A 17,457-nucleotide genomic window follows, 5' to 3' on the forward strand; every position below is an offset into this window, starting at 1 on the left:
CCTCGCGCAATTTGAAATGAAAGATGAGGTGGCATCGCATCGCCGCGGCGCCTGCCGGAAGCGATGAACGACGGTTGGGACCGTTGGGCGGCGCGGCCGGATCGATCGTCCGGCCGCGCCGTTCAGGTCGCTATCAGTTGGCGGTAGCGCCGACTTCGCGGTCCCAACGCTCAAGCAGAGCCTTGCGCTTCTCGGCGTCACCGAAGGTGGCGAAGTCGTAGTCGATCAGCTTGATGTCCTCGAACTTCGGGGCTTCCTTCGGCACTTCAGCCGACTTGTTGGACGGCAGCTGGAAGGACTTCGCATCCTTCATGCGCGACTGGACGTCGGGCTTCAGTGCCCAGTCGTACCAGGCCTTGGCATTGTCCAGGTTTTTGGCGCCGCGGATGATCGACATCGAGCCGATCTCGTAGCCGGTGCCCTCGCAGGGCGCGATCGACTTGATCGGGAAGCCTTCGGCAGTCTGTGCCACGGCGTCATGCATGAAGACGATGCCGAGGCCGGCCTCGCCGCGTGCGGCCGCCTTCACCGGCGCCGAGCCCGACTTGGTGTACTGCGCGATGTTGCCGTTGAGCTTCTTGAGGTAATCGAAGGCCTGGTCCTCGCCCATGATCTGCACCAGCGAGGCGAGCGCCGTGTAGGCGGTACCGGAAGAGTTCGGGTTGGCCATCTGGATCTCGCCCTTCAGCGAGGCGTCGAGCAGGTCGGCCCAGCACTTCGGCTCCTTCAGGCCTTTCTTCGTGAAGATCTCGGTATTGTAGCCCCAGCCGAGCGCGCCGGCATAGACGCCGACGGTGCGATAGCCGGAGCCCTCGGCCTGCTTCTTCGCCCAATCCTGGAGCTGGTCCAGCATCGGCGACTTGTATTCGAGCGTCAGGCCGTCGGAGGCTGCCTGCAGATGCGGGTCGCCGGTGCCGGCCCACCAGATATCGGTCTTCGGGTTGCGCGCCTCGGCGCGGATCTTGGCATAGGTCTCGCCCGAGGACAGGCGAACCATGTTGACCTTGATGCCGGTCTCCTTCTGGAAGTCGCCGGTCATCTGTTCGCAGATCACCACGTCTGCGGAGCAGATGAGGTTGAGACTGCCGGCAGCCTGAGCCGGCAGGGCGGTAAGCGCCGTTCCGGCGAAGAGCATGAGGGAAAGGGTCGTCGTTTTCATTGGGGCATCCTCCTGTTGCCTGTTTTGAAGTTCGACGTGAACGAGACACGACGCGGCCATCGGCCTGCCCGCCGGGCGGCACGTTCACGATTTCGGTTTTGTGGTTTTGCTAGAGCGGGATAGCGGGAAGTCTGTGCAGTCTTCCGTCTGCATCCTGCTCCGGTTTATTCGGCCGGTCAGTTCGTCGCGGCGATCTCCGCGTCGAACCTTTCGAGCAAGCGACTTCGTTCTTCCGGCGAGCCGAAGGTGGCGAAGTCGTAATCCACCATTTTGATCATCGAAATATCGGGTGCGGCGAGCGGCAGGCTCGAGCGCGCATTGGACGGCACCTGGTTCTGGCCGGAGGCAGCACCCGTGCCCTGGCCTTCCGGACTGAGCGCGAAGTCGACGAAGCTTTTCGCCGCCTCCAGATGACGCGCGCCCTTGACGATGCTGACGGCCCCGATCTCGTAGCCGGTTCCCTCGCAGGGGGCGACGATGACGAGCGGTGAGCCTGCCTGTTTCTGGGTGACGGCATCGTGCATGAACGAAATGCCGATCAGCGTTTCCCCGCGCGCTGCCGCTTTCACGGGGGCGGAGCCGGCGGTCGTGTACTGGTCGATGTTGCGATTGAGCGCCACGAGGAAGCGGAAGGCTTCATCTTCGCCGAAGAGCTGAACCAGGGTCGCAAGGGTGGTAAAGGCGGTGCCGGAAGAATTTGGGTTGCCGCTGCGGATGCGGCCTCGATACGCCTTGTCGGCGAGGTCCTTCCAGCAGGTCGGCGCCGGCAGCTTCAGTGCATGCAGAAGATCGGCGTTATAGGCGAAACCAAGCGCCCCGGCATAGATACCCGCCGATCGGCCGCCGGATATGGCGAAGAAGTTCTGCGCCCAGGGCAGCATGTCGCGCTCATGCGCCGGCTGGTAGGGTTGAAGCAGGTTTTCGGATCCGGCCTGCAAATGGGTGTCGCCCGTGCCGCCCCACCAGACATCGACGGTCGGTGCGTCTTTCTCAACGCGCAGCTGGTTGAGAATGTCGCCGGTGCTCCTGCGCGTCATCGAGATTTCGAGGCCGGACCTCGTTTCGAACGCCGTCTTCATCGTGGCGCACCACGCCTCGTCGACACCGCACAGCACGGTGAGCGCCGGCGCCGTCAGACCTGTTGTGGCGGTGCACAGCCACAGGGCCACGCCCGCGCCGATAGCGGTAATGCCTCTCACGATGTCCTCCCATTTGGAACGCTTCCGTCCCAATCTCCGCAGTCAGGATGTCGATATTCCCCGCCTGTCGCAATCGGAGAATGGTTACCGTTCTTACAGCCTCGGGTGCTCTGCGCCGTTTCAAAATTACAAAGATTACAAATATGACAAATCACATAATGTGAGCTGCTTTGAACATTGGAACGGCCCCGCCTATGATGGGGGCGGGAGGACGTGCATGCTGAGTGAGAGGATACGGATTCTGATCGTCGAGGACGATCCGGACATGGCGGAGCTTATTTCCGATCTGGTGGAAGCGGAGGGCTGGCAGCCGCTGACCGCGCCATCGGCAGAGGCGGCAGCCAATGTCCTGGCGCGCGAGGCGGTGCATCTCGTGCTTGTCGACCATAACCTGCCGGGCACTTCAGGCCGTACTTTTGCGCAGCGGCTGCGGGCCCGAGCCAATATCGGCATCGTCATGGTGACGGCGGCAGGCAGTGCTGCCGACCGGGTGCTGGGACTGGAGACGGCGGCGGACGACTATGTCGTCAAGCCGTTCGAGCCGATCGAACTGACGGCACGCATCAAGGCCGTTCTCCGGCGGACCTATCCGTCGCTCAAGCCGGAACGGGAAAGCGAACGCGAACACGAGCCGGCATCGCTGAAACTCGGTGACTGGTCGATCGACCTCAGGAGCCGCCGGGCGGTTTGCCTGACCGATCCCTCGAGGTCGCTGACAAGCGCCGAGTTCGCGCTCCTCGAAATCCTGGCGGAGACGCCGAACATGCCGGTCGGCCGCGCGCAGATCCTCGACCGTCTCGGCGCCGAAAGCGACCGCTACATCGACCGCAACGTCGACGTGCTCGTGCTGCGGCTCCGGCGCAAGATCGAGCGTAACCCGGATCTGCCGCGCCACATCAAGACACGGCGCGGCAAAGGCTACGTGCTCGATACCGACGACGGCGAGCCGAAGCAGTGATCATTCGCCCGTTTCTCTCGTCGATTGCCTTTCGGCTGCCTTTCGCGATCGTTTTCATCTGCGTGCTCGTTTTCGGCCTTGCGACCGTCGCGGTCTTCGGCCTGCAGCGGGCGCGAGACGAGATGGCGGCCTATGGGCTGCAGGCGTTTTCCAGTCTTGCCCGGGCTTCGCTCGTGTCGCGCCAGGTATCGGACCTGGTGTCGAGCGCGCCGTTCCTGATGAACGCCACTTCGCCCTATCGGGTTTCGAGCGAGAGCCGTTCGGTGGTTGCCCAGGTCGATACGCTGTTGCGCGCCATGGCGCCGCAGAACGGCAATGCGGCCGTCAAGGGTTTTGCCAGCGGGCATATCGTCGAACTTCTGGAGACTATCCGCACGCAGACGATGACGCTCGCCGGCGACGCGGAGTCGGCCCAGCAGCACAAGGCTGATGCGGCTGCGGCGCTCGGCGAGATCGCGACCGGCAGCGGCGTGGCCGATGCCGACTTCCGTCGCCGGCTCAATGCGATCGTGCAATCGGCATCCAATTCCGACAGCCTGTTTCAGCTCGGCGAGTTGCGCCGGCGCTACGTTGCCGAGACCTCGCCGCGCCTCGAACATGCCGCGCCCGACGTCCGCATTTCCGCCGCGGAGATTGCGCCCTATGAACGGGTGTTCGAAGCGCAGACCCGCTATCTCCTGGAAATGTTTGCCATTCGCGCCGCCGTCGCGCGGTTGCACACCGTCTCGCGCGACCTCTCGCATGCGACGGAAACGCAGAGCGAGGCCGTTGCCCGCGCCCTCAACGACGATCTCGTTTCCACCTCCGACGCGCTTAGCCGCCTGCTCGTCATCGTCGCCGTTGCCGCACTTCTCGTGCTGATCATGGCGATCTTCTCCATTCGTTCGGTCATGCGCGTGTCGCGCGGCATCGTCTCGCTGTCCAACGGCATGAACGCGCTGGCGGAGGGGCTCCGGGACGTCGACCCGCCGACCTACAAGGGATCGGAAACGGAGTTCGTCCAGCTGCTGGAGGCCTTCAGCGCGTTCCGCGAAAGCGTCGAGCGCGTGTCGCGGCTTCGCCGTACGGCGGAGGCGGCGGCGCGCACCATCCGCTCCACCTTCCGCAACATGAACGAGGGCATCGCACTCTTCGATCCGACCGGCAGGCCGATCACGATGAACCGGCGGGTCATGGAGCTCGTCGGTTGGCCGGGCTCGGCGCGGAAGCTGCCGCTGCGCAACTTCGTGAGCCCGATGCCCGAGATCGATCCGGCGCTGCTGCCTGCCGATCGCGATGCGGGCACGCTTGGTGACCGGCTCGTGCTCAGGCATCGCTCCGACGCCGGCCGTGTGACGGAGGTCTCGCTGTCGCGGCAGCCGGATCGTGGCATCGTGTTGCTGGCGCGGGATGTCACCGACATGGATCGGCAGGAGGCCGAAGCGGCCAAGGCCCAGCGCCTCGATGGCATCATGCGCATGACCCATCAGGTGAGCCACGAAGTCGGCAACATGATCGGCATCATTACCGGCAGTCTGGGGCTCTTGGAGCGGGATACCGGTTTCAACGATAGGCAGAAGCGCCACATCGCCCGCATCCGCAAGGCGGCCGATCGTGGCCGTTCGCTTGCCTCTAGCATGTTGTCCATCGGCAGCCAGCACCCGATCCAGCCGGGCGCACTGGAGGTTGGCGCGGTGTTGCGCGGGATGGCCGACGTGCTGGAAATTGCCGTCGGCGAGAAATGCCGCCTAACCTTCCAGATCGCCGACGACCTGCCCAATGTGCACCTCGATGCCGCGCTGTTCGAGCAGGCGATCCTCAATCTCTGCCTCAATGCCGCCGCCGCCATGCCTCTCGGCGGCACGATCCTCATCCGCGCCGTCCGCGCGGACGCAGATGTCGTCGTCTCCGTCACCGATGATGGCATCGGCATGTCGCCGGAAGCGGCGGACAAGGCGTTCGAACCGTATTTTACCACGCGTGAGGGGGAGGGTGGGGTCGGCCTCGGCCTCGCGGTCGTCTACGGCTTCGTCCGACAGAGCGGAGGCGACGCCCGTATCCTATCCCAGCCGGGGAGAGGAACGACCGTCGAACTGGTGTTTCCGAGCTGAACCGGGTGCCAAGGGTCGACTTGCAGCCTATCGAGTTCGCCGCCGCCCGAGCCGCTGGACGGCGGCATCGATGCGCTCGCCATTGTCGGTGAAGATCGGCCAGAGCCAGGTCATCAACCATAGCATCATCAGCCAGGCGAGCACGACGTCGGAGAGGAAGTGTGCGCCAAACACGATGCGGTTGAGCGAGAAGGCGAGGATCAACGGGATGACTGCGATGATCGTCGCGCGGCGCCAATGAACGGGCAGGAGCAGGGCAAGCGCTACGAGGGCGATCGCCGTTGCGGACTCGCCAGAAGCAAAGGAGCAGCTGCGCGAGCAGGCGCTTGAGACCTGCCAGGCGGGCGTGAACGGCAGGCTGCCGCCGAAATCCGTGATGTCGTAGGGACGGGCGCGGCCGACCAGTCGTTTCAAGGCCTGGATCAGGAGGCCGGGACCGAGAGCATAGAACGTAAGGAAGAACAGTGCCTTGTGCGGCCGCAATAACCTCGGGCGCAGTGTGACTGCCTGAACGACCAATAGGAACAGGACGCACGGCAGGATGAAATACGGCAGGATGCGATTGATGTCGCGAAGTGCGCGTAGCGCGGGCTCGCGGGAAAGCGGAAAGTCACCCGCTGCGGAGGCCGCCCAGCGCGAGACGACGAGGTCCATGCCGGGAAAGGCCATGAAAACGAAAGCCGCACAAATGGTCAGCGCGCCGGCAACGGCGATCGGCTGATCCTCCATGCGGGCACGGGCCCGCCCGGCCCATAGACCCGGGCTGGCGCGCAACCGTCGGATGCCGTTTGCAGATATTGCCGTGGATTGAAAAAGGCTGGACATGCCGGTCTCTCGCAGTTTGACGGTGTGTGCGGGCCCGACATTTGCTCCGCTTTGTCAAGGGTAAGCGGAGGATCAGGGAGCTCTTGGCGCGCAGGGCAAAAGCGCTGTCAAATACACCTTTTGGTTGATCGCGTGCCATGCATACCGATGGGCATCCCTTGCATTCCGGGGCCGATTGTCAAGAAATGGCGGAGATTTGTCGGGGGCTCTATCCGGAAGCCCGCCGAAGGGGCCGGGGCGCGGCTGGACGAATTGCATGTCTGTTCCATTCGTCCCATAAGCTGCTGATCACAACATCGGGCCAGGGAGTTGGTTTATGGTCGACAAAGGTCTCATCCTTCTGGCGGAGGACGAGCCGGAGATAGCGCAGATCCTGGATGCCTATCTCGTGCGAGATGGCTTCCGGACGGTGCGCGCCGCCGACGGTGAAACGGCACTGACACATCATGCGGTGCTCTCGCCCGACCTGGTCCTGCTCGACGTGCGCATGCCGAAGCTCGACGGTTTCGAGGTCCTTGCCCGCCTGCGGCGCGAGGGCAACACGCCGGTTATCATGGTTACGGCACTCGCCGAGGATCTCGACCGGCTGACCGGCCTGAGGCTCGGGGCCGACGACTATGTGGTCAAGCCGTTCAACCCGCAGGAGGTGGTGGCGCGCGTCAACGCCGTGCTTCGGCGCACCCGCAACGGCGCCGGCGCCACGGTGCTGCGCTTCGAAAACGTGGAGGTCGATCTCGACGCCCACGTCGCCTTCGTCGAAAAGAGCGGCCGCCGCCATTCGGTGCCGCTGACGCTCAGCGAATTCCGCATCCTCGCTCACATGATCCGCCGGCCGACACATGCCTTCGACCGCGCCGATATCCTCGACGCCTGCCTGCCGGATAGCGACGCGCTGGCTCGCACGGTCGATACCCACATCGCCAATCTCAGGCGCAAGCTTGAGGACCTCGGCGCCAGCGGTTTCTTCAGTGCTGTTCGCGGTGTCGGCTATCGCTTCGTGGAGCCAAGATGAAGATCAGCCTCTCGCGCCTGCCGCTCGGCATCCTCACGGCCCTGGTGACGATCGTCCTGCTCATCATCAGCGTGTTCATCATCTATGCCGGCGTCGACTACATGGAGCCGCGGTTGGAGGCGAGACTGCTGGAGCGGATGCCGCCTGAGGCGGCCCAGGCCTATACCGATTTCAATGCCGGCAAGCTGCCGAGCCAGGAATCGCTGCAGAAATTGCTCTCGACCATGCCGGAGCTCGAGGAGTGGGCCAACTGGGAGGTGGACAAGATCATCCTCGGTTTTGGAATGACTGCGGTCACCTTTTGCGGGCTCGTCGGCTATTGGCTGGCACGCAAGATCAGCCGTCCGCTCGAGGTGCTGGCGCAGGCGACGCAGAACCTTAGGGCGGGCGATTTCGCCGTGCGTGTCGGATCGATCCGCAAGGGTGCCAAGGAGGTGGCAACGCTCGTGAAGACTTTTGACGAACTGGCGGCCGAGCTTGAGAACATGGAGAACAGGTTGCGTTTCAATACGATGGCGGTGGCCCACGAGTTGCGCACGCCGCTGACGATCCTGCAGGGCAATCTTCAGGGGATGGCTGACGGCGTCTTTCCCCTCGAGCAGCAGAGGGTGCAGCAACTGCTGCTGCAGGTCGAAGGGCTTTCCGCCCTGGTCGAAGATCTGCGGACGCTCTCGCTTGCCGCCGGCCAGAAACTTGTCACGCAGTGTCAATCGGTCGATCTCGCTGCCGAGGCTACTCAGGTTCTCGGAGCGTCCTGCACCTTGCTCGGCTCCGCCGGCATGTCGGTGGAAACGGCGCTGGAACCGGTCCGAGTCTCCGGAGATTCGCAACGCCTGCGCCAGGCATTGCTGGCGCTGATCGAGAACGCCACGCGCTACGCAGCCAGCGGCGGCGTATTGCGGTGCGAGACGGGCCGACGTGGCGCTGACGAGGCCTTCATTCGGCTGCTCGATCGCGGTCCCGGGCTGCCGGATGATGTCTCGACCCACTCGATCGATCTTTTCTGGCGCGGCGATGCCTCGCGCTCTCGGGCGACAGGGGGCACCGGCCTCGGCCTTTCCGTCGTTCAGGCGATCGCCAAGGCGCATGGCGGTCGGCTGGAATTCGCGTCCCGCGCCGGTGGCGGTGCCGTGATCACCATCGTCCTGCCGCGCGCCATCCCGGCTTGAGGGCCGACGCTGCAGACTATTTCTTGGTGCCGTGCCCGCCGGCTTCTACGGAGGTTGCTGCTGGCTCGTAGGTTCCGCGCTCAATTGCCGACCGCTTCTCCGCAAATCCTTGACAGTCTCCGGGCAAACCCAGACTGGCCGAACCGGTCGGCGAGTTTGCTCTCAAGGATTGCACCATGTCCCTGCAAATCAGACGGGAATACAGCACGGATCTGCGGCTGCCCGCCCAAGACAGCACGAGCTTTGGCGGCGAGCCGCTTGCGCCTTCCGGGCGTTCGGTCCCTGGGCCGATCGTCAGGGAGCGGTCGCGCCGCAAGGCATCGATCCTGGGTCACGTGCTGAAGCTCGGTCTCAGGGTGAGCCTGAAACGTGCCGTCGTTTTTTCGATGCGGTTTGTGCGCCATCCCTTCCTTACCGCGCGCTGGATTGCTTTCCTCGGCGAGTTCAGCGAACGCTATCGCCTGGGGCTGCCGCATGACGACCTCGTGCGCAAATCGATCCCCACCTTCTTCCTGCACGGCGCGTCCTCGGGGCAGCGGCTCGATCTGCTGCTCAATCATTTCGACGTGGCGAGCGAGGTTTTGTCGCGCCGCTCACTGATGGCGCTCTGGTGCGGGGGCACGCTGGAGATGGGAACGGTTTCCGGTCGCAGCGAGAACTATCGTATCCAGCTGCAGTTGGCAGACCATTGCGGTGCCCGCCACGAGGGCGCCTTCGCGATCAGGCTTCGCCGTCAGAGCGACGACTATGCGCTCTGTACGGTCGGCTTCATCTTCGTGCGCAGCGGTGAGGATACCTACAGCCTTGCGATCGGCGGCATGCAGGGGCCGAAGGGCGAAGATGCGAAACGAGCGCTGATCACCGCAACGCGCGATCTCGGCGGTCTGCGCCCCAAGGATGCGGCACTGCTCGTTCTCCAGGGGCTGGTGGCGGAGGGGCACGCGGCCCATATCATTGCGGTTTCGAACGAAAAGCATGTGATCAACCGTCGTCGCCTCAAACGGCGCAAAATGATGAGGGCCGATCTCGACAGTTATTGGTGCGATCGCGGCGGGGTACCGTCCGAGCCCTTCGGCTTCTGTCTCCCGATTGCAGACGGCAAGGCCGTGCCCGAGGGTAACCGGCGCGACCAGAGCAAGCGGGCGTTTCGCGATATCGGTGCCTGGTTTTACTGACGCTAACTGTATGCCCGCGGGGCATGCGCCAGCTTTCCATGGCAACGGTCGCAACGTAGGGTGGCGTTTTTCGAATCAAGCAATATTTTGGAGATTGACTCATGGCGACAGCAGCTGCCGGCAAGAAAAAGGCGCTGTTTACCGGAGGATGCCTTTGTGGCGCGATCCGATTCGAGGCAAGGGCAGCGGCCGGCAAGCCGCACACGTGTTCGTGCAAGATGTGTCAGCGCCACTCCGGCGCGCTGACGGTGGCCTGGGTCGAATTCCCGCGGGACGTCGTCGCGTGGACCGGGCCCGGCGGAGCGCCCGCGGTCTATCGTTCGTCTGACTATTCCAGCCGCGCCTTCTGCTCTGCCTGCGGCAGCAGCATCGGTGCGATCGACGATGCCCCTGTGGTCGCCTTGCTGCTCGGCATCTTCGACAAGACGAACGCCGCCGAATTGATCCCGACCAGCCACAGCTTCCGCTCCACGCGGCCCAATTGGTGGCACGTGGAAGCGGTTAAGCCGTAGAGATTTGAAAGACGGGGAGAGCTCGCCCAACCGGTCGGGCGACGGTTCTAAAGCAGCCCCTTGGCGGCGGCTCCGATTGTGATGATACCGAAGGCGATCAGGACCAGGCCCGAAATGCGGGACACCCAGGCGACGAAACTGTCCGGCAGCTTTTTGCGGGCGATCGCCACACCTCCGCTTAGGAAAAACCACCAGCCGAGCGAGCCGAGGAAGACGCCGATAACGACGATGGCAGCACTCGGTGCGTCGCCGGCCTCGGCTAGGCCCAGACCCGCGAAGATCGCGGCGAAAGAGAGGATCGTCGCCGGGTTGGTCATCGTCAGCAGAAAGGTCGAGACGGTCGTGCGGATGAGGTCGCGTCCGCCGACATCGGCCGCAGCCGTCACCGGTTTTGGCCGCAATCCACTCCAGCCGAGCCAGATCATGAACAGGCCGCCAGCGACGCTGAGCGGCATCGCGATGATCGCGAGTACTGCTGCGAAAGCGGCAAAGCCGATCGCCGCAAGGGCCGCATAGGTGGCGTCGGCGGCCGCTGTACCCAACCCCCCGGCGACGCCCGCCCAGAAGCCGCGCTCCAGGGTGCGGTTGATGCAAAGCGCTCCGATCGGGCCGAGCGGGGCCGCGATCGCGAGGCCGAGCAAGAGGCTTTTTCCAAACAGCAATGTAGACATGGCATAGGGCTCCAGGCTGCAGCATGCTCGCCAGCCGATGGGGATGGAGCACGGGCAGCAATTCGAAAAAGTTGCAGCAGACTGACAGCGCCGCTCGTCTTAAAAGACGCGCTCAGGTCGCTGTGACACTTCAAGGCGCTGCATAGTTTTGCCTCCACATCGATATCGATCTGAGGGCTTATGCAGGTACGTCCGTCAGGCGCGCGGTGCCGTTGTCGTCAGGCTTTCCCGGACGGTCGACAGCGCGATCACCGTTTCGCTTCGCGCCAGGAACCGCCGTTGCTTCATATCCGCAAGGAACGGTTCGAGGTCGCCAAGCGACGGCATCCGGACCTTGACGCAGTAGGACCAGGCGCCGGTCACATGGTGGCATTCCGCCACGGCCGGGTGGCTGGCCATGAACGTCCGAAACGCTGCCTCGTCCGCATCCGGGGCAAGGCCCACCCAGACAAAGGCAAGTACGTCGAGGCCGAGCGCGCGATGATCGACCTCGACGGTGAAATTTCGGATCACGCCATTGGCGACGAGCCGGCGAATGCGTTCGTTGACGGCAGACGGTGACAATTCCACCGCGGCCCCGATATCGGTCAGCGATCGCCTCGCATCGTCAGCGAGAATTTCGATGATTTTTCTGTCAACGTCATCCATAAACAATGAATACGCTGTATATAGTAAAATGTACAGAGGAATTTTCTGTGGCGGATTGCCTTCGCCAAGGAAACGATGGCGGCGTCTGGCTATTCGATATCCTTCAAGGCGTCGAGCGGGCCCGTCAACGCCGTTCGCGGCTGCACCAGTTCGGGCTGGATAAGGTGGATGCGCGGCTGCGGCCGAGCCTCGTCGATGACTTCGAAGGCTTTGGTAATCATGCCTTCGACATCCTGCCGGATCATGATGACGGGGAAGGGTAGGAAGGACGCGAAGGGATCGTAATCGTAGCAGCCGACCACGAGGTCGGCGAAGTTCTCGTGCGGATGCCCCGCCATGAAGCGGAGCAGGCCCTCGAAGTTGATCGATGAGTTGACGAAGAGGCCGCGCGGCAGCTTGCCATGCTTCTCGTAGAAGGCCTCGAAGGCGAGCCTGGCATTGTTTGGTGCGTAGCCTGTCGGCTGGATGCATTCGTCCGGATCGGTGCCTAGCAGTTCGCTTTTGACGGCGCGGAACCCGCGGATACGTTCCCGGCTGGCATGATCGTTGCGGCCGCCGAAGAGGTAGAGTTCATGCGGCTCGAGCGGGCCCGATGCCTGGAAGTGGCGGATGATCGCCTCCGTGAGCATCCGCCCACCCTCGTAATTGTCGCTGATGACGGAGGGCACCTTGGTGCCGGGCAAGTCGATGTTGATGTGCTTGAGGCCGGCCGCCTCACAAACCTCGTGCACGCCATCCGGGTCGGTGGCGCCGCAGATGAACAGCTCGTCGATCGAATAGGAGATCAGCGTCTCGGCGGTTTTGCGCTCTTCTTCCGGATCGCGGCTGGCGCTGACGACGATCGGGCATTGCCCCTTGCTTCGCACATGCGCCTCGAAGGTTTGTGCCATCGACGAGAAATAGCGGTTGTCGTGGATCGGCAGAAGCAGGCCGATCAGGCCTGATCGCGAACTGCGCAACCCGCGCGCCTGGCGATTGGCCGTATACTGGTGCGTTTCGGCCAGGCTGCGGATCAGCTCCGCCGTGCTTTCCTTGATCCGGCGCTTCTGCCAGGTGCCATTCAGGACCGCACTTACGGTTGAGGGGGAACTCCCTGACAACACTGACAGGTCGTAGATCGTCGCTTTCTTTTTGCTGCTGCTGGCCATCGTATTCTCCCCTGATCGTTTTAGTGCCGATTTCCCCTTGACGAAAGATTAAGTCTGCATAATAGTTCTTGCACCATCGATTGTGCAAACAAGAAATATCGATTGTGCAATTTTGATGGTGTCGTCTGAGGAGGCGGCGATCAGGGAGGCGAGGGAGCACTTCGCCAGTGATGGTTTGAAACTGGAGGCCGGCGCCAAGGCGACCGGGCGCGTTCCCCCTTTGGGAGCGAGTGGAGGAGAGACATGATCAGGAAATTTCTCGTCGCCGCCCTGGCGACATCGCTGGCGCTTGCCAGCTCTGCAGCTGCCTTTGCTCAGGACGCCGGCAAGGTCGGCGTCGTCGTCAAGATCGGCGGCATTCCGTGGTTCAACGCCATGGAGGCCGGTATCAAGGAGCGCGGCCAGAAGCTCGGCGTCGACGCCTTCATGGTCGGCCCGACCAGCGCCGATCCGGCGCTGCAGGTGCGCGCCATCGAGGACCTTATCGCCCAAGGCGTGAAGGTCATTGGCGTGGTGCCGAACGATGCCAAGGTGCTCGAGCCGGTGCTCACCAAGGCCAAGGAAAAGGGCATCATCGTCATCACCCATGAATCGCCGAGCCAGAAGGGTGCCGACTGGGACTTCGAGCTCGCATCCTCCACCGGTTTCGGTGAGGCGCATGGCAAGCTGCTCGCCGAGAAGATGGGTGGCAAGGGCGAGTATGCCGTCTTCGTCGGCTCGCTGACCGTGCCGCTTCACAACGCCTGGGCCGATGCGGCGATCGCCTACATCAAGAAGAACCATCCGGACATGACGCTGGTCGGCGACCGCTACGGTGTTGCGGAAGACGTCGACAAGAGCCGGTCCACCGCACTCGACCTCATCTCTGCGCATCCGAACCTCAAGGGCTTCCTCGCTTTTGGCAGCCAAGGCCCGATCGGTGCCGGCCGCGCCGTCGAAGAGCGCCGCAAGGTCGGTGAGATCTTCGTGCTCGGTCCCTTCTCGCCCGGCCAGGGCCAGAAGCTCGTGAAGTCCGATGCGATCTCGGGCGGCTTCATGTGGAATCCGAAGCAGGCCGGCGAAGTCTTCGTCACCCTTGCCGACAAGCTGATGAAGGGCGAGGAGGTGAAGGATGGTGACGAGATCGAAGGTCTGGGAAAGGTCAAGCCGGACTTCGAAAACCGCAACATCATCGTCGACCAGCTCGTGCCGATCAACAAGGACACGGTTGCGGATCTCGCGGCCATGGGCCTCTGAAAACCTGAGCTTAGGGTTCTCCCGGCTGCTGGGCCGGCTCCGGCCGGCCTGGCAAGTCCCTTCAAGGGTACTGGGCGGGATAAGGACACGTGTTTGCGGTTTTCGGCCGCTCCCCGCTCCAACCTAACGTGATTTAGGGGCGCAGACTCATGCATAAGCTTGCGACCGCAGGAGGAGGCGAGAAGCCGCTTCTGTCCTTGCGCGACATCAACATGACCTTCGGTGGCGTCCGGGCCCTCAAGAATGTGAGCTTCGACGTTCGCCCCGGCGAGGTTCATTGCCTGGCCGGCGAAAACGGCTGCGGCAAGAGCACGCTGATCAAGATTATCACCGGCGTTTACCGCCCCGCCGATGGCGCCTCGATCGAATTCGATGGCGAAACCTATTCCCACATGTCGCCAGTGACCGCACAGGATCGCGGTATCCAGGTGATCTGGCAGGACCTGGCGCTGTTTCCCGAAATGAGCGTCGCCGAAAACATCGCCTTCCAGACAGTGCTCGGCCGCTGGCCGAAACTGGTCGATTATGGCCGAATGCGCAAGATCGCCAAGGACGCGCTCGCCCGCCTCGGCGTGACGCTCGATGTCGATCTACCGCTCAAGGAATATGCGATTGCCCAGCGCCAGATCGTCGCGATCGCCCGGGCGCTTGTGGGTGAAGCGAGGCTCGTCTTCATGGACGAGCCGACCGCGTCGCTGACGCAATCGGAAACCGACCATCTGCTCGATATCGTCCGCGGGCTCTCCGCCTCCGGCGTCGCCGTCGTCTTCGTCAGCCACCGGCTTGCCGAGGTGCTGGAGATTTCAAGCCGCATCACGGTATTGCGCGATGGTGCGCTGGTCGGCGTCTACCCCGCCGCCGGCATGACCCAGTCGCGCATCACCGAGCTGATGACCGGCAAGACCTTCGACCAGCAGGTGCGGGCAAAGTCGCGCGACGGCCAACCCGTCGTGCTCGATGTGAAGGGCCTTTCCCGCCCTGGACAGTTCGAGGATATCTCGCTCACCGTGCGCCGCGGCGAAACGCTGGGGATTACCGGCCTGCTCGGCGCCGGGCGCACCGAACTGGCGCTGACGCTCTTCGGCATGCTGAAGCCGGCATCCGGCACCATTGCGCTCGATGGCCAGTCGGTCCGCTTCTCATCCAACCGCGATGCGATCGCGGCCGGGGTCGCCTACCTCTCCGAGGACCGGTTGTCGCTCGGCCTCATCCAGCCCCAGTCGATTGCCGACAACCTCGTCATCAGCTCGCTCGACAAGATCCTTTCAGGCGGTCTAGTCTCGGAAGAGCGCAAGCGCAGCCTTGTCGCCCGCTGGATCGCCGATCTCGGCGTCAAGATCGGCCTGCAGCAGGATGCGATCTCAACGCTTTCCGGCGGCAACCAGCAGCGCGTGGCGATCGCCAAGTGGCTCGCGACCGATCCGAAGCTCCTGATCCTCGATGCGCCGACCGTCGGCGTCGACGTTGGCGCACGTGCCGGCATCTTCGACATCGTCGCGCGGCTCGCAGAAACCGGGCTTGCGATCATCCTGATCTCCGACGAGGTGCCGGAGGTCTACTTCAACGCCGACCGCGTGCTGCACATGGCGCAGGGCCGCATCGTCGGCAGCTACGATCCGCGCACATCCTCGCTCGCCGACATCGAAGGAGCGGTCTATGCGTAGCTTCGTCCGCACCCACGCGACGGAAGTGTCGCTGCTTGCCGTCATCATCGCGATCAGCGCCGTGCTGTCGGTCTCGACCGCCAACTTCTTCTCGCTCGGCAACGCATTTGACCTGCTGAACATCAGCTCGGTCAACATCATCTTCGCCGTCGGGCTGCTCGTCGTACTGATTGCCGGTGGCATCGATATCTCCTTCGCCGTCGCCGCCTCGGTCGTGCAATACGGCACGGCCATTGCTCTTGGATGGATTGGCGGCGGAGGTTGGATCTCGGGGCTCCTGATCGCGGGCTCGCTCGGCATCCTGCTCGGCGCAATCAACGCCTTCCTGATCCATCGCTTCCGGGTGATCTCGATCGTTGCGACGATCTCCACCTTCAACATCTATTTCGGCCTGTTGATGTTCTTTACCAAGGGCGTGTCGATCTACGACCTGCCGGATTGGCTGACGGATCGCGTCATCCTGTTCGAACACGAAATGCCTGACGGAACCTGGATCGAGATCACGCTTCCCGTGCTGGTGATGGTGTTCTGCGTTGTCGCCACCTGGGTGCTGATCACCCGCACCACGACTGGCCGCCAGCTCTATGCCTTTGGCGACAATCCGGAGGGCGCTCGCCGCTTCGGCATCAATATCGGCGCCATGCAGATCATCGCCTTCGGCTGGCTCGGTCTGATGGCCGGCATCGGTGGACTGATCCAGGTCCATTACGCCCAGGAGGTGGTGCCGAACGCGCTTTATGGACGGGAACTCGACGTATTGGCGGCGGTCGTGCTCGGCGGCGCGCGGCTTGGCGGCGGCAAGGGGTCGGTGTTCGGCTGCGTGCTCGGGGTGCTCCTCATCTCGATCACCCAGAACGGTCTCAACCTGATGGGGGTCTCGCCCTTTGCCTTCAAGATGATCATCGGCGCCATCATCCTCATCGCAATCACACTCTCCAACACCGGCATCGAAAAGCTGTTGCCCTTCGTCAGCCAGAAAGGAGCCGGACGATGAGTGCGATCGTCGAACGCGTGAAGACCCTCATCGGCCCGGAAATGGCCGGGCCGGGGCTGGCTTTCCTCGCCGTGGTGCTGGTCTTCGGCATCGCCTCGCCGCAATTCCTGAGCGCCGCCACCTTCGGCTCGGTCGCCTTCCAGCTTCCGGAACTCGGCCTGCTGACGCTGGCGATGCTGCTGCCGATCCTCACCGGCGGTCTCAATCTCGCAATCACCTTCACGGCCAACATCGCCGGGCTGACGCTCGCCTGGGTGCTGCAGGCCAATGGCGGGGTGGATGCCGGCCCCGGAGCTTTCCTGCTCGGTTCGGCGCTCGCCATTCTCGTTGGGGCGGCGAGCGGCGTGATCATGGGACTGGTGATCGCCTTTACCCGCGCGCATCCGATTCTCGTTTCGCTGTCGATGATGATCTTCCTGCGCGGCCTCGGAGAGTTCCTGACGCGCGGCGGCGACGTATCCGGCTTTCCGGCCTTCCTCGGTCCGCTCGGTCACGGCTCGTTTATCGGCGTGCCGATCCCGCTCATCGTTTTTATCGTCTGCGTGCTCGCCTGGAACGTGCTGCTCACCCGCACGAAGCTCGGCTTCAGCACCTATATAGTCGGCTCCAACCTCGAGGCGACGCGCTATTCCGGCATCAACACCCGCAAGGTGATCGTGCTGGTCTATGCGCTTTCGGGCGCCATGTGCGCGATTGCCGGCATCATCATGCTGGCCCGCTTCAACTCCGTGCGCATCGGCCACGGCGAAAGCTACCTGCTGATCACGGTGCTCGCCTGCTTCTTGGGCGGCGTCAATCCGTTCGGCGGTTTCGGCCGGGTCATTCCCGTCTTCGTCGCCCTGGTGGTGCTGCAGCTTCTTTCTTCGGGGCTGAACCTCATCGGCGCCAACCAGCATCTGGCGACCGCCGTCTGGGGGCTGCTGCTCGCCGGCGTCATGGTGCTGCGCTTCGTCGCGACCAAGTTCAAGATTTCATTTGTCAGAAAGGAAACATGACC

16 protein-coding genes are annotated in these 17,457 nt (G+C 63.4%); 10 read left to right on the forward strand and 6 right to left on the reverse strand.

Annotation, left to right across the window (positions count from 1 at the left end; all coding sequences use genetic code 11):
• Positions 1-133: 133 nt before the first annotated feature.
• Together LAC81_RS31230 and LAC81_RS31235 are read right to left on the reverse strand one after the other, a co-directional pair.
• The gene (locus tag LAC81_RS31230; RefSeq protein ID WP_223728530.1) at positions 134-1,159 is read right to left on the reverse strand and encodes an ABC transporter substrate-binding protein; all 1,026 of its coding nucleotides are present in this window, start codon (positions 1,157-1,159) and stop codon (positions 134-136) included.
• Positions 1,160-1,335: 176 nt separating this feature from the next.
• Positions 1,336-2,358, reverse strand: coding sequence for an ABC transporter substrate-binding protein (locus tag LAC81_RS31235; protein ID WP_223728531.1), 1,023 nt, complete (start codon positions 2,356-2,358; stop codon positions 1,336-1,338).
• Between the two features lie 217 nt (positions 2,359-2,575).
• Here LAC81_RS31235 and LAC81_RS31240 point away from each other — a divergent pair, with 217 nt between their 5' ends.
• A complete protein-coding gene (locus tag LAC81_RS31240; protein WP_223728532.1) occupies positions 2,576-3,316 on the forward strand; it encodes a response regulator transcription factor in 741 nt (246 codons plus the stop codon).
• Positions 3,313-5,406: an ATP-binding protein gene (locus tag LAC81_RS31245; RefSeq protein ID WP_223728533.1), complete on the forward strand. Its 2,094-nt coding sequence runs from the start codon at positions 3,313-3,315 to the stop codon at positions 5,404-5,406. The genes LAC81_RS31240 and LAC81_RS31245 overlap by 4 nt, the downstream gene beginning before the upstream one ends.
• 27 nt (positions 5,407-5,433) lie before the next feature.
• Here LAC81_RS31245 and LAC81_RS31250 read toward each other — a convergent pair whose 3' ends face one another.
• Positions 5,434-6,231, reverse strand: coding sequence for a phosphatase PAP2 family protein (locus tag LAC81_RS31250; RefSeq protein WP_223728534.1), 798 nt, complete (start codon positions 6,229-6,231; stop codon positions 5,434-5,436).
• 316 nt (positions 6,232-6,547) lie between these two features.
• On the opposite strand from LAC81_RS31250, the gene LAC81_RS31255 reads away from it, so the two are divergent.
• The 4 genes from LAC81_RS31255 (at position 6,548) to LAC81_RS31270 (ending at position 10,099) form a co-directional block, all read left to right on the forward strand.
• Positions 6,548-7,243: a response regulator gene (locus LAC81_RS31255; RefSeq protein WP_223728535.1), complete on the forward strand. Its 696-nt coding sequence runs from the start codon at positions 6,548-6,550 to the stop codon at positions 7,241-7,243.
• On the forward strand, positions 7,240-8,412 hold the full coding sequence (locus LAC81_RS31260; protein WP_223728536.1) for an ATP-binding protein: 1,173 nt from the start codon (positions 7,240-7,242) through the stop codon (positions 8,410-8,412). Before LAC81_RS31255 ends, LAC81_RS31260 begins: the two co-directional genes overlap by 4 nt.
• Before the next feature lie 176 nt (positions 8,413-8,588).
• The gene (locus tag LAC81_RS31265) at positions 8,589-9,587 is read left to right on the forward strand and encodes a DUF535 family protein (RefSeq protein ID WP_223728537.1); all 999 of its coding nucleotides are present in this window, start codon (positions 8,589-8,591) and stop codon (positions 9,585-9,587) included.
• Between the two features lie 101 nt (positions 9,588-9,688).
• On the forward strand, positions 9,689-10,099 hold the full coding sequence (locus LAC81_RS31270; RefSeq protein WP_223728538.1) for a GFA family protein: 411 nt from the start codon (positions 9,689-9,691) through the stop codon (positions 10,097-10,099).
• A gap of 47 nt (positions 10,100-10,146) precedes the next feature.
• Here the strand turns inward: LAC81_RS31270 and LAC81_RS31275 are convergent, their stop codons facing one another.
• The 3 genes from LAC81_RS31275 to LAC81_RS31285 all read right to left on the reverse strand — a co-directional run bounded on the left by LAC81_RS31275 (position 10,147) and on the right by LAC81_RS31285 (position 12,566).
• Positions 10,147-10,770, reverse strand: a complete 624-nt coding sequence (locus LAC81_RS31275) for a LysE family translocator (RefSeq protein ID WP_223728539.1) — start codon at positions 10,768-10,770, stop codon at positions 10,147-10,149.
• Between the two features lie 195 nt (positions 10,771-10,965).
• Complete coding sequence (locus LAC81_RS31280) at positions 10,966-11,418, reverse strand: Lrp/AsnC family transcriptional regulator (protein ID WP_223728540.1); 453 nt, start codon at positions 11,416-11,418, stop codon at positions 10,966-10,968.
• A gap of 89 nt (positions 11,419-11,507) precedes the next feature.
• Complete coding sequence (locus LAC81_RS31285) at positions 11,508-12,566, reverse strand: LacI family DNA-binding transcriptional regulator (RefSeq protein ID WP_223728541.1); 1,059 nt, start codon at positions 12,564-12,566, stop codon at positions 11,508-11,510.
• Positions 12,567-12,809: 243 nt separating this feature from the next.
• Between LAC81_RS31285 and LAC81_RS31290 the strand changes: the two genes are divergently transcribed.
• The 4 genes from LAC81_RS31290 to LAC81_RS31305 all read left to right on the forward strand — a co-directional run bounded on the left by LAC81_RS31290 (position 12,810) and on the right by LAC81_RS31305 (position 17,455).
• A complete protein-coding gene (locus LAC81_RS31290) occupies positions 12,810-13,802 on the forward strand; it encodes an autoinducer 2 ABC transporter substrate-binding protein (RefSeq protein ID WP_223728542.1) in 993 nt (330 codons plus the stop codon).
• A gap of 149 nt (positions 13,803-13,951) precedes the next feature.
• The gene (locus tag LAC81_RS31295; RefSeq protein ID WP_223728543.1) at positions 13,952-15,466 is read left to right on the forward strand and encodes a sugar ABC transporter ATP-binding protein; all 1,515 of its coding nucleotides are present in this window, start codon (positions 13,952-13,954) and stop codon (positions 15,464-15,466) included.
• Positions 15,459-16,460, forward strand: a complete 1,002-nt coding sequence (locus tag LAC81_RS31300) for an ABC transporter permease (protein WP_223728544.1) — start codon at positions 15,459-15,461, stop codon at positions 16,458-16,460. The genes LAC81_RS31295 and LAC81_RS31300 overlap by 8 nt, the downstream gene beginning before the upstream one ends.
• The gene (locus tag LAC81_RS31305; protein WP_223728545.1) at positions 16,457-17,455 is read left to right on the forward strand and encodes an ABC transporter permease; all 999 of its coding nucleotides are present in this window, start codon (positions 16,457-16,459) and stop codon (positions 17,453-17,455) included. Before LAC81_RS31300 ends, LAC81_RS31305 begins: the two co-directional genes overlap by 4 nt.
• Positions 17,456-17,457 lie beyond the last annotated feature (2 nt).

This window comes from Ensifer adhaerens, from assembly GCF_020035535.1.
In the GTDB taxonomy this organism is placed as follows: domain Bacteria; phylum Pseudomonadota; class Alphaproteobacteria; order Rhizobiales; family Rhizobiaceae; genus Ensifer.

Coding starts and splice junctions, on each gene's coding strand:
- LAC81_RS31230 (WP_223728530.1), bottom strand. CDS start 1,159: ATGAAAACGACGACCCTTTCCCTCATGCTCTTCGCCGGAACGGCGCTT.
- LAC81_RS31240 (WP_223728532.1), top strand. CDS start 2,576: ATGCTGAGTGAGAGGATACGGATTCTGATCGTCGAGGACGATCCGGAC.
- LAC81_RS31250 (WP_223728534.1), bottom strand. CDS start 6,231: ATGTCCAGCCTTTTTCAATCCACGGCAATATCTGCAAACGGCATCCGA.
- LAC81_RS31255 (WP_223728535.1), top strand. CDS start 6,548: ATGGTCGACAAAGGTCTCATCCTTCTGGCGGAGGACGAGCCGGAGATA.
- LAC81_RS31260 (WP_223728536.1), top strand. CDS start 7,240: ATGAAGATCAGCCTCTCGCGCCTGCCGCTCGGCATCCTCACGGCCCTG.
- LAC81_RS31265 (WP_223728537.1), top strand. CDS start 8,589: ATGTCCCTGCAAATCAGACGGGAATACAGCACGGATCTGCGGCTGCCC.
- LAC81_RS31270 (WP_223728538.1), top strand. CDS start 9,689: ATGGCGACAGCAGCTGCCGGCAAGAAAAAGGCGCTGTTTACCGGAGGA.
- LAC81_RS31275 (WP_223728539.1), bottom strand. CDS start 10,770: ATGTCTACATTGCTGTTTGGAAAAAGCCTCTTGCTCGGCCTCGCGATC.
- LAC81_RS31280 (WP_223728540.1), bottom strand. CDS start 11,418: ATGGATGACGTTGACAGAAAAATCATCGAAATTCTCGCTGACGATGCG.
- LAC81_RS31285 (WP_223728541.1), bottom strand. CDS start 12,566: ATGGCCAGCAGCAGCAAAAAGAAAGCGACGATCTACGACCTGTCAGTG.
- LAC81_RS31290 (WP_223728542.1), top strand. CDS start 12,810: ATGATCAGGAAATTTCTCGTCGCCGCCCTGGCGACATCGCTGGCGCTT.
- LAC81_RS31295 (WP_223728543.1), top strand. CDS start 13,952: ATGCATAAGCTTGCGACCGCAGGAGGAGGCGAGAAGCCGCTTCTGTCC.
- LAC81_RS31300 (WP_223728544.1), top strand. CDS start 15,459: ATGCGTAGCTTCGTCCGCACCCACGCGACGGAAGTGTCGCTGCTTGCC.
- LAC81_RS31305 (WP_223728545.1), top strand. CDS start 16,457: ATGAGTGCGATCGTCGAACGCGTGAAGACCCTCATCGGCCCGGAAATG.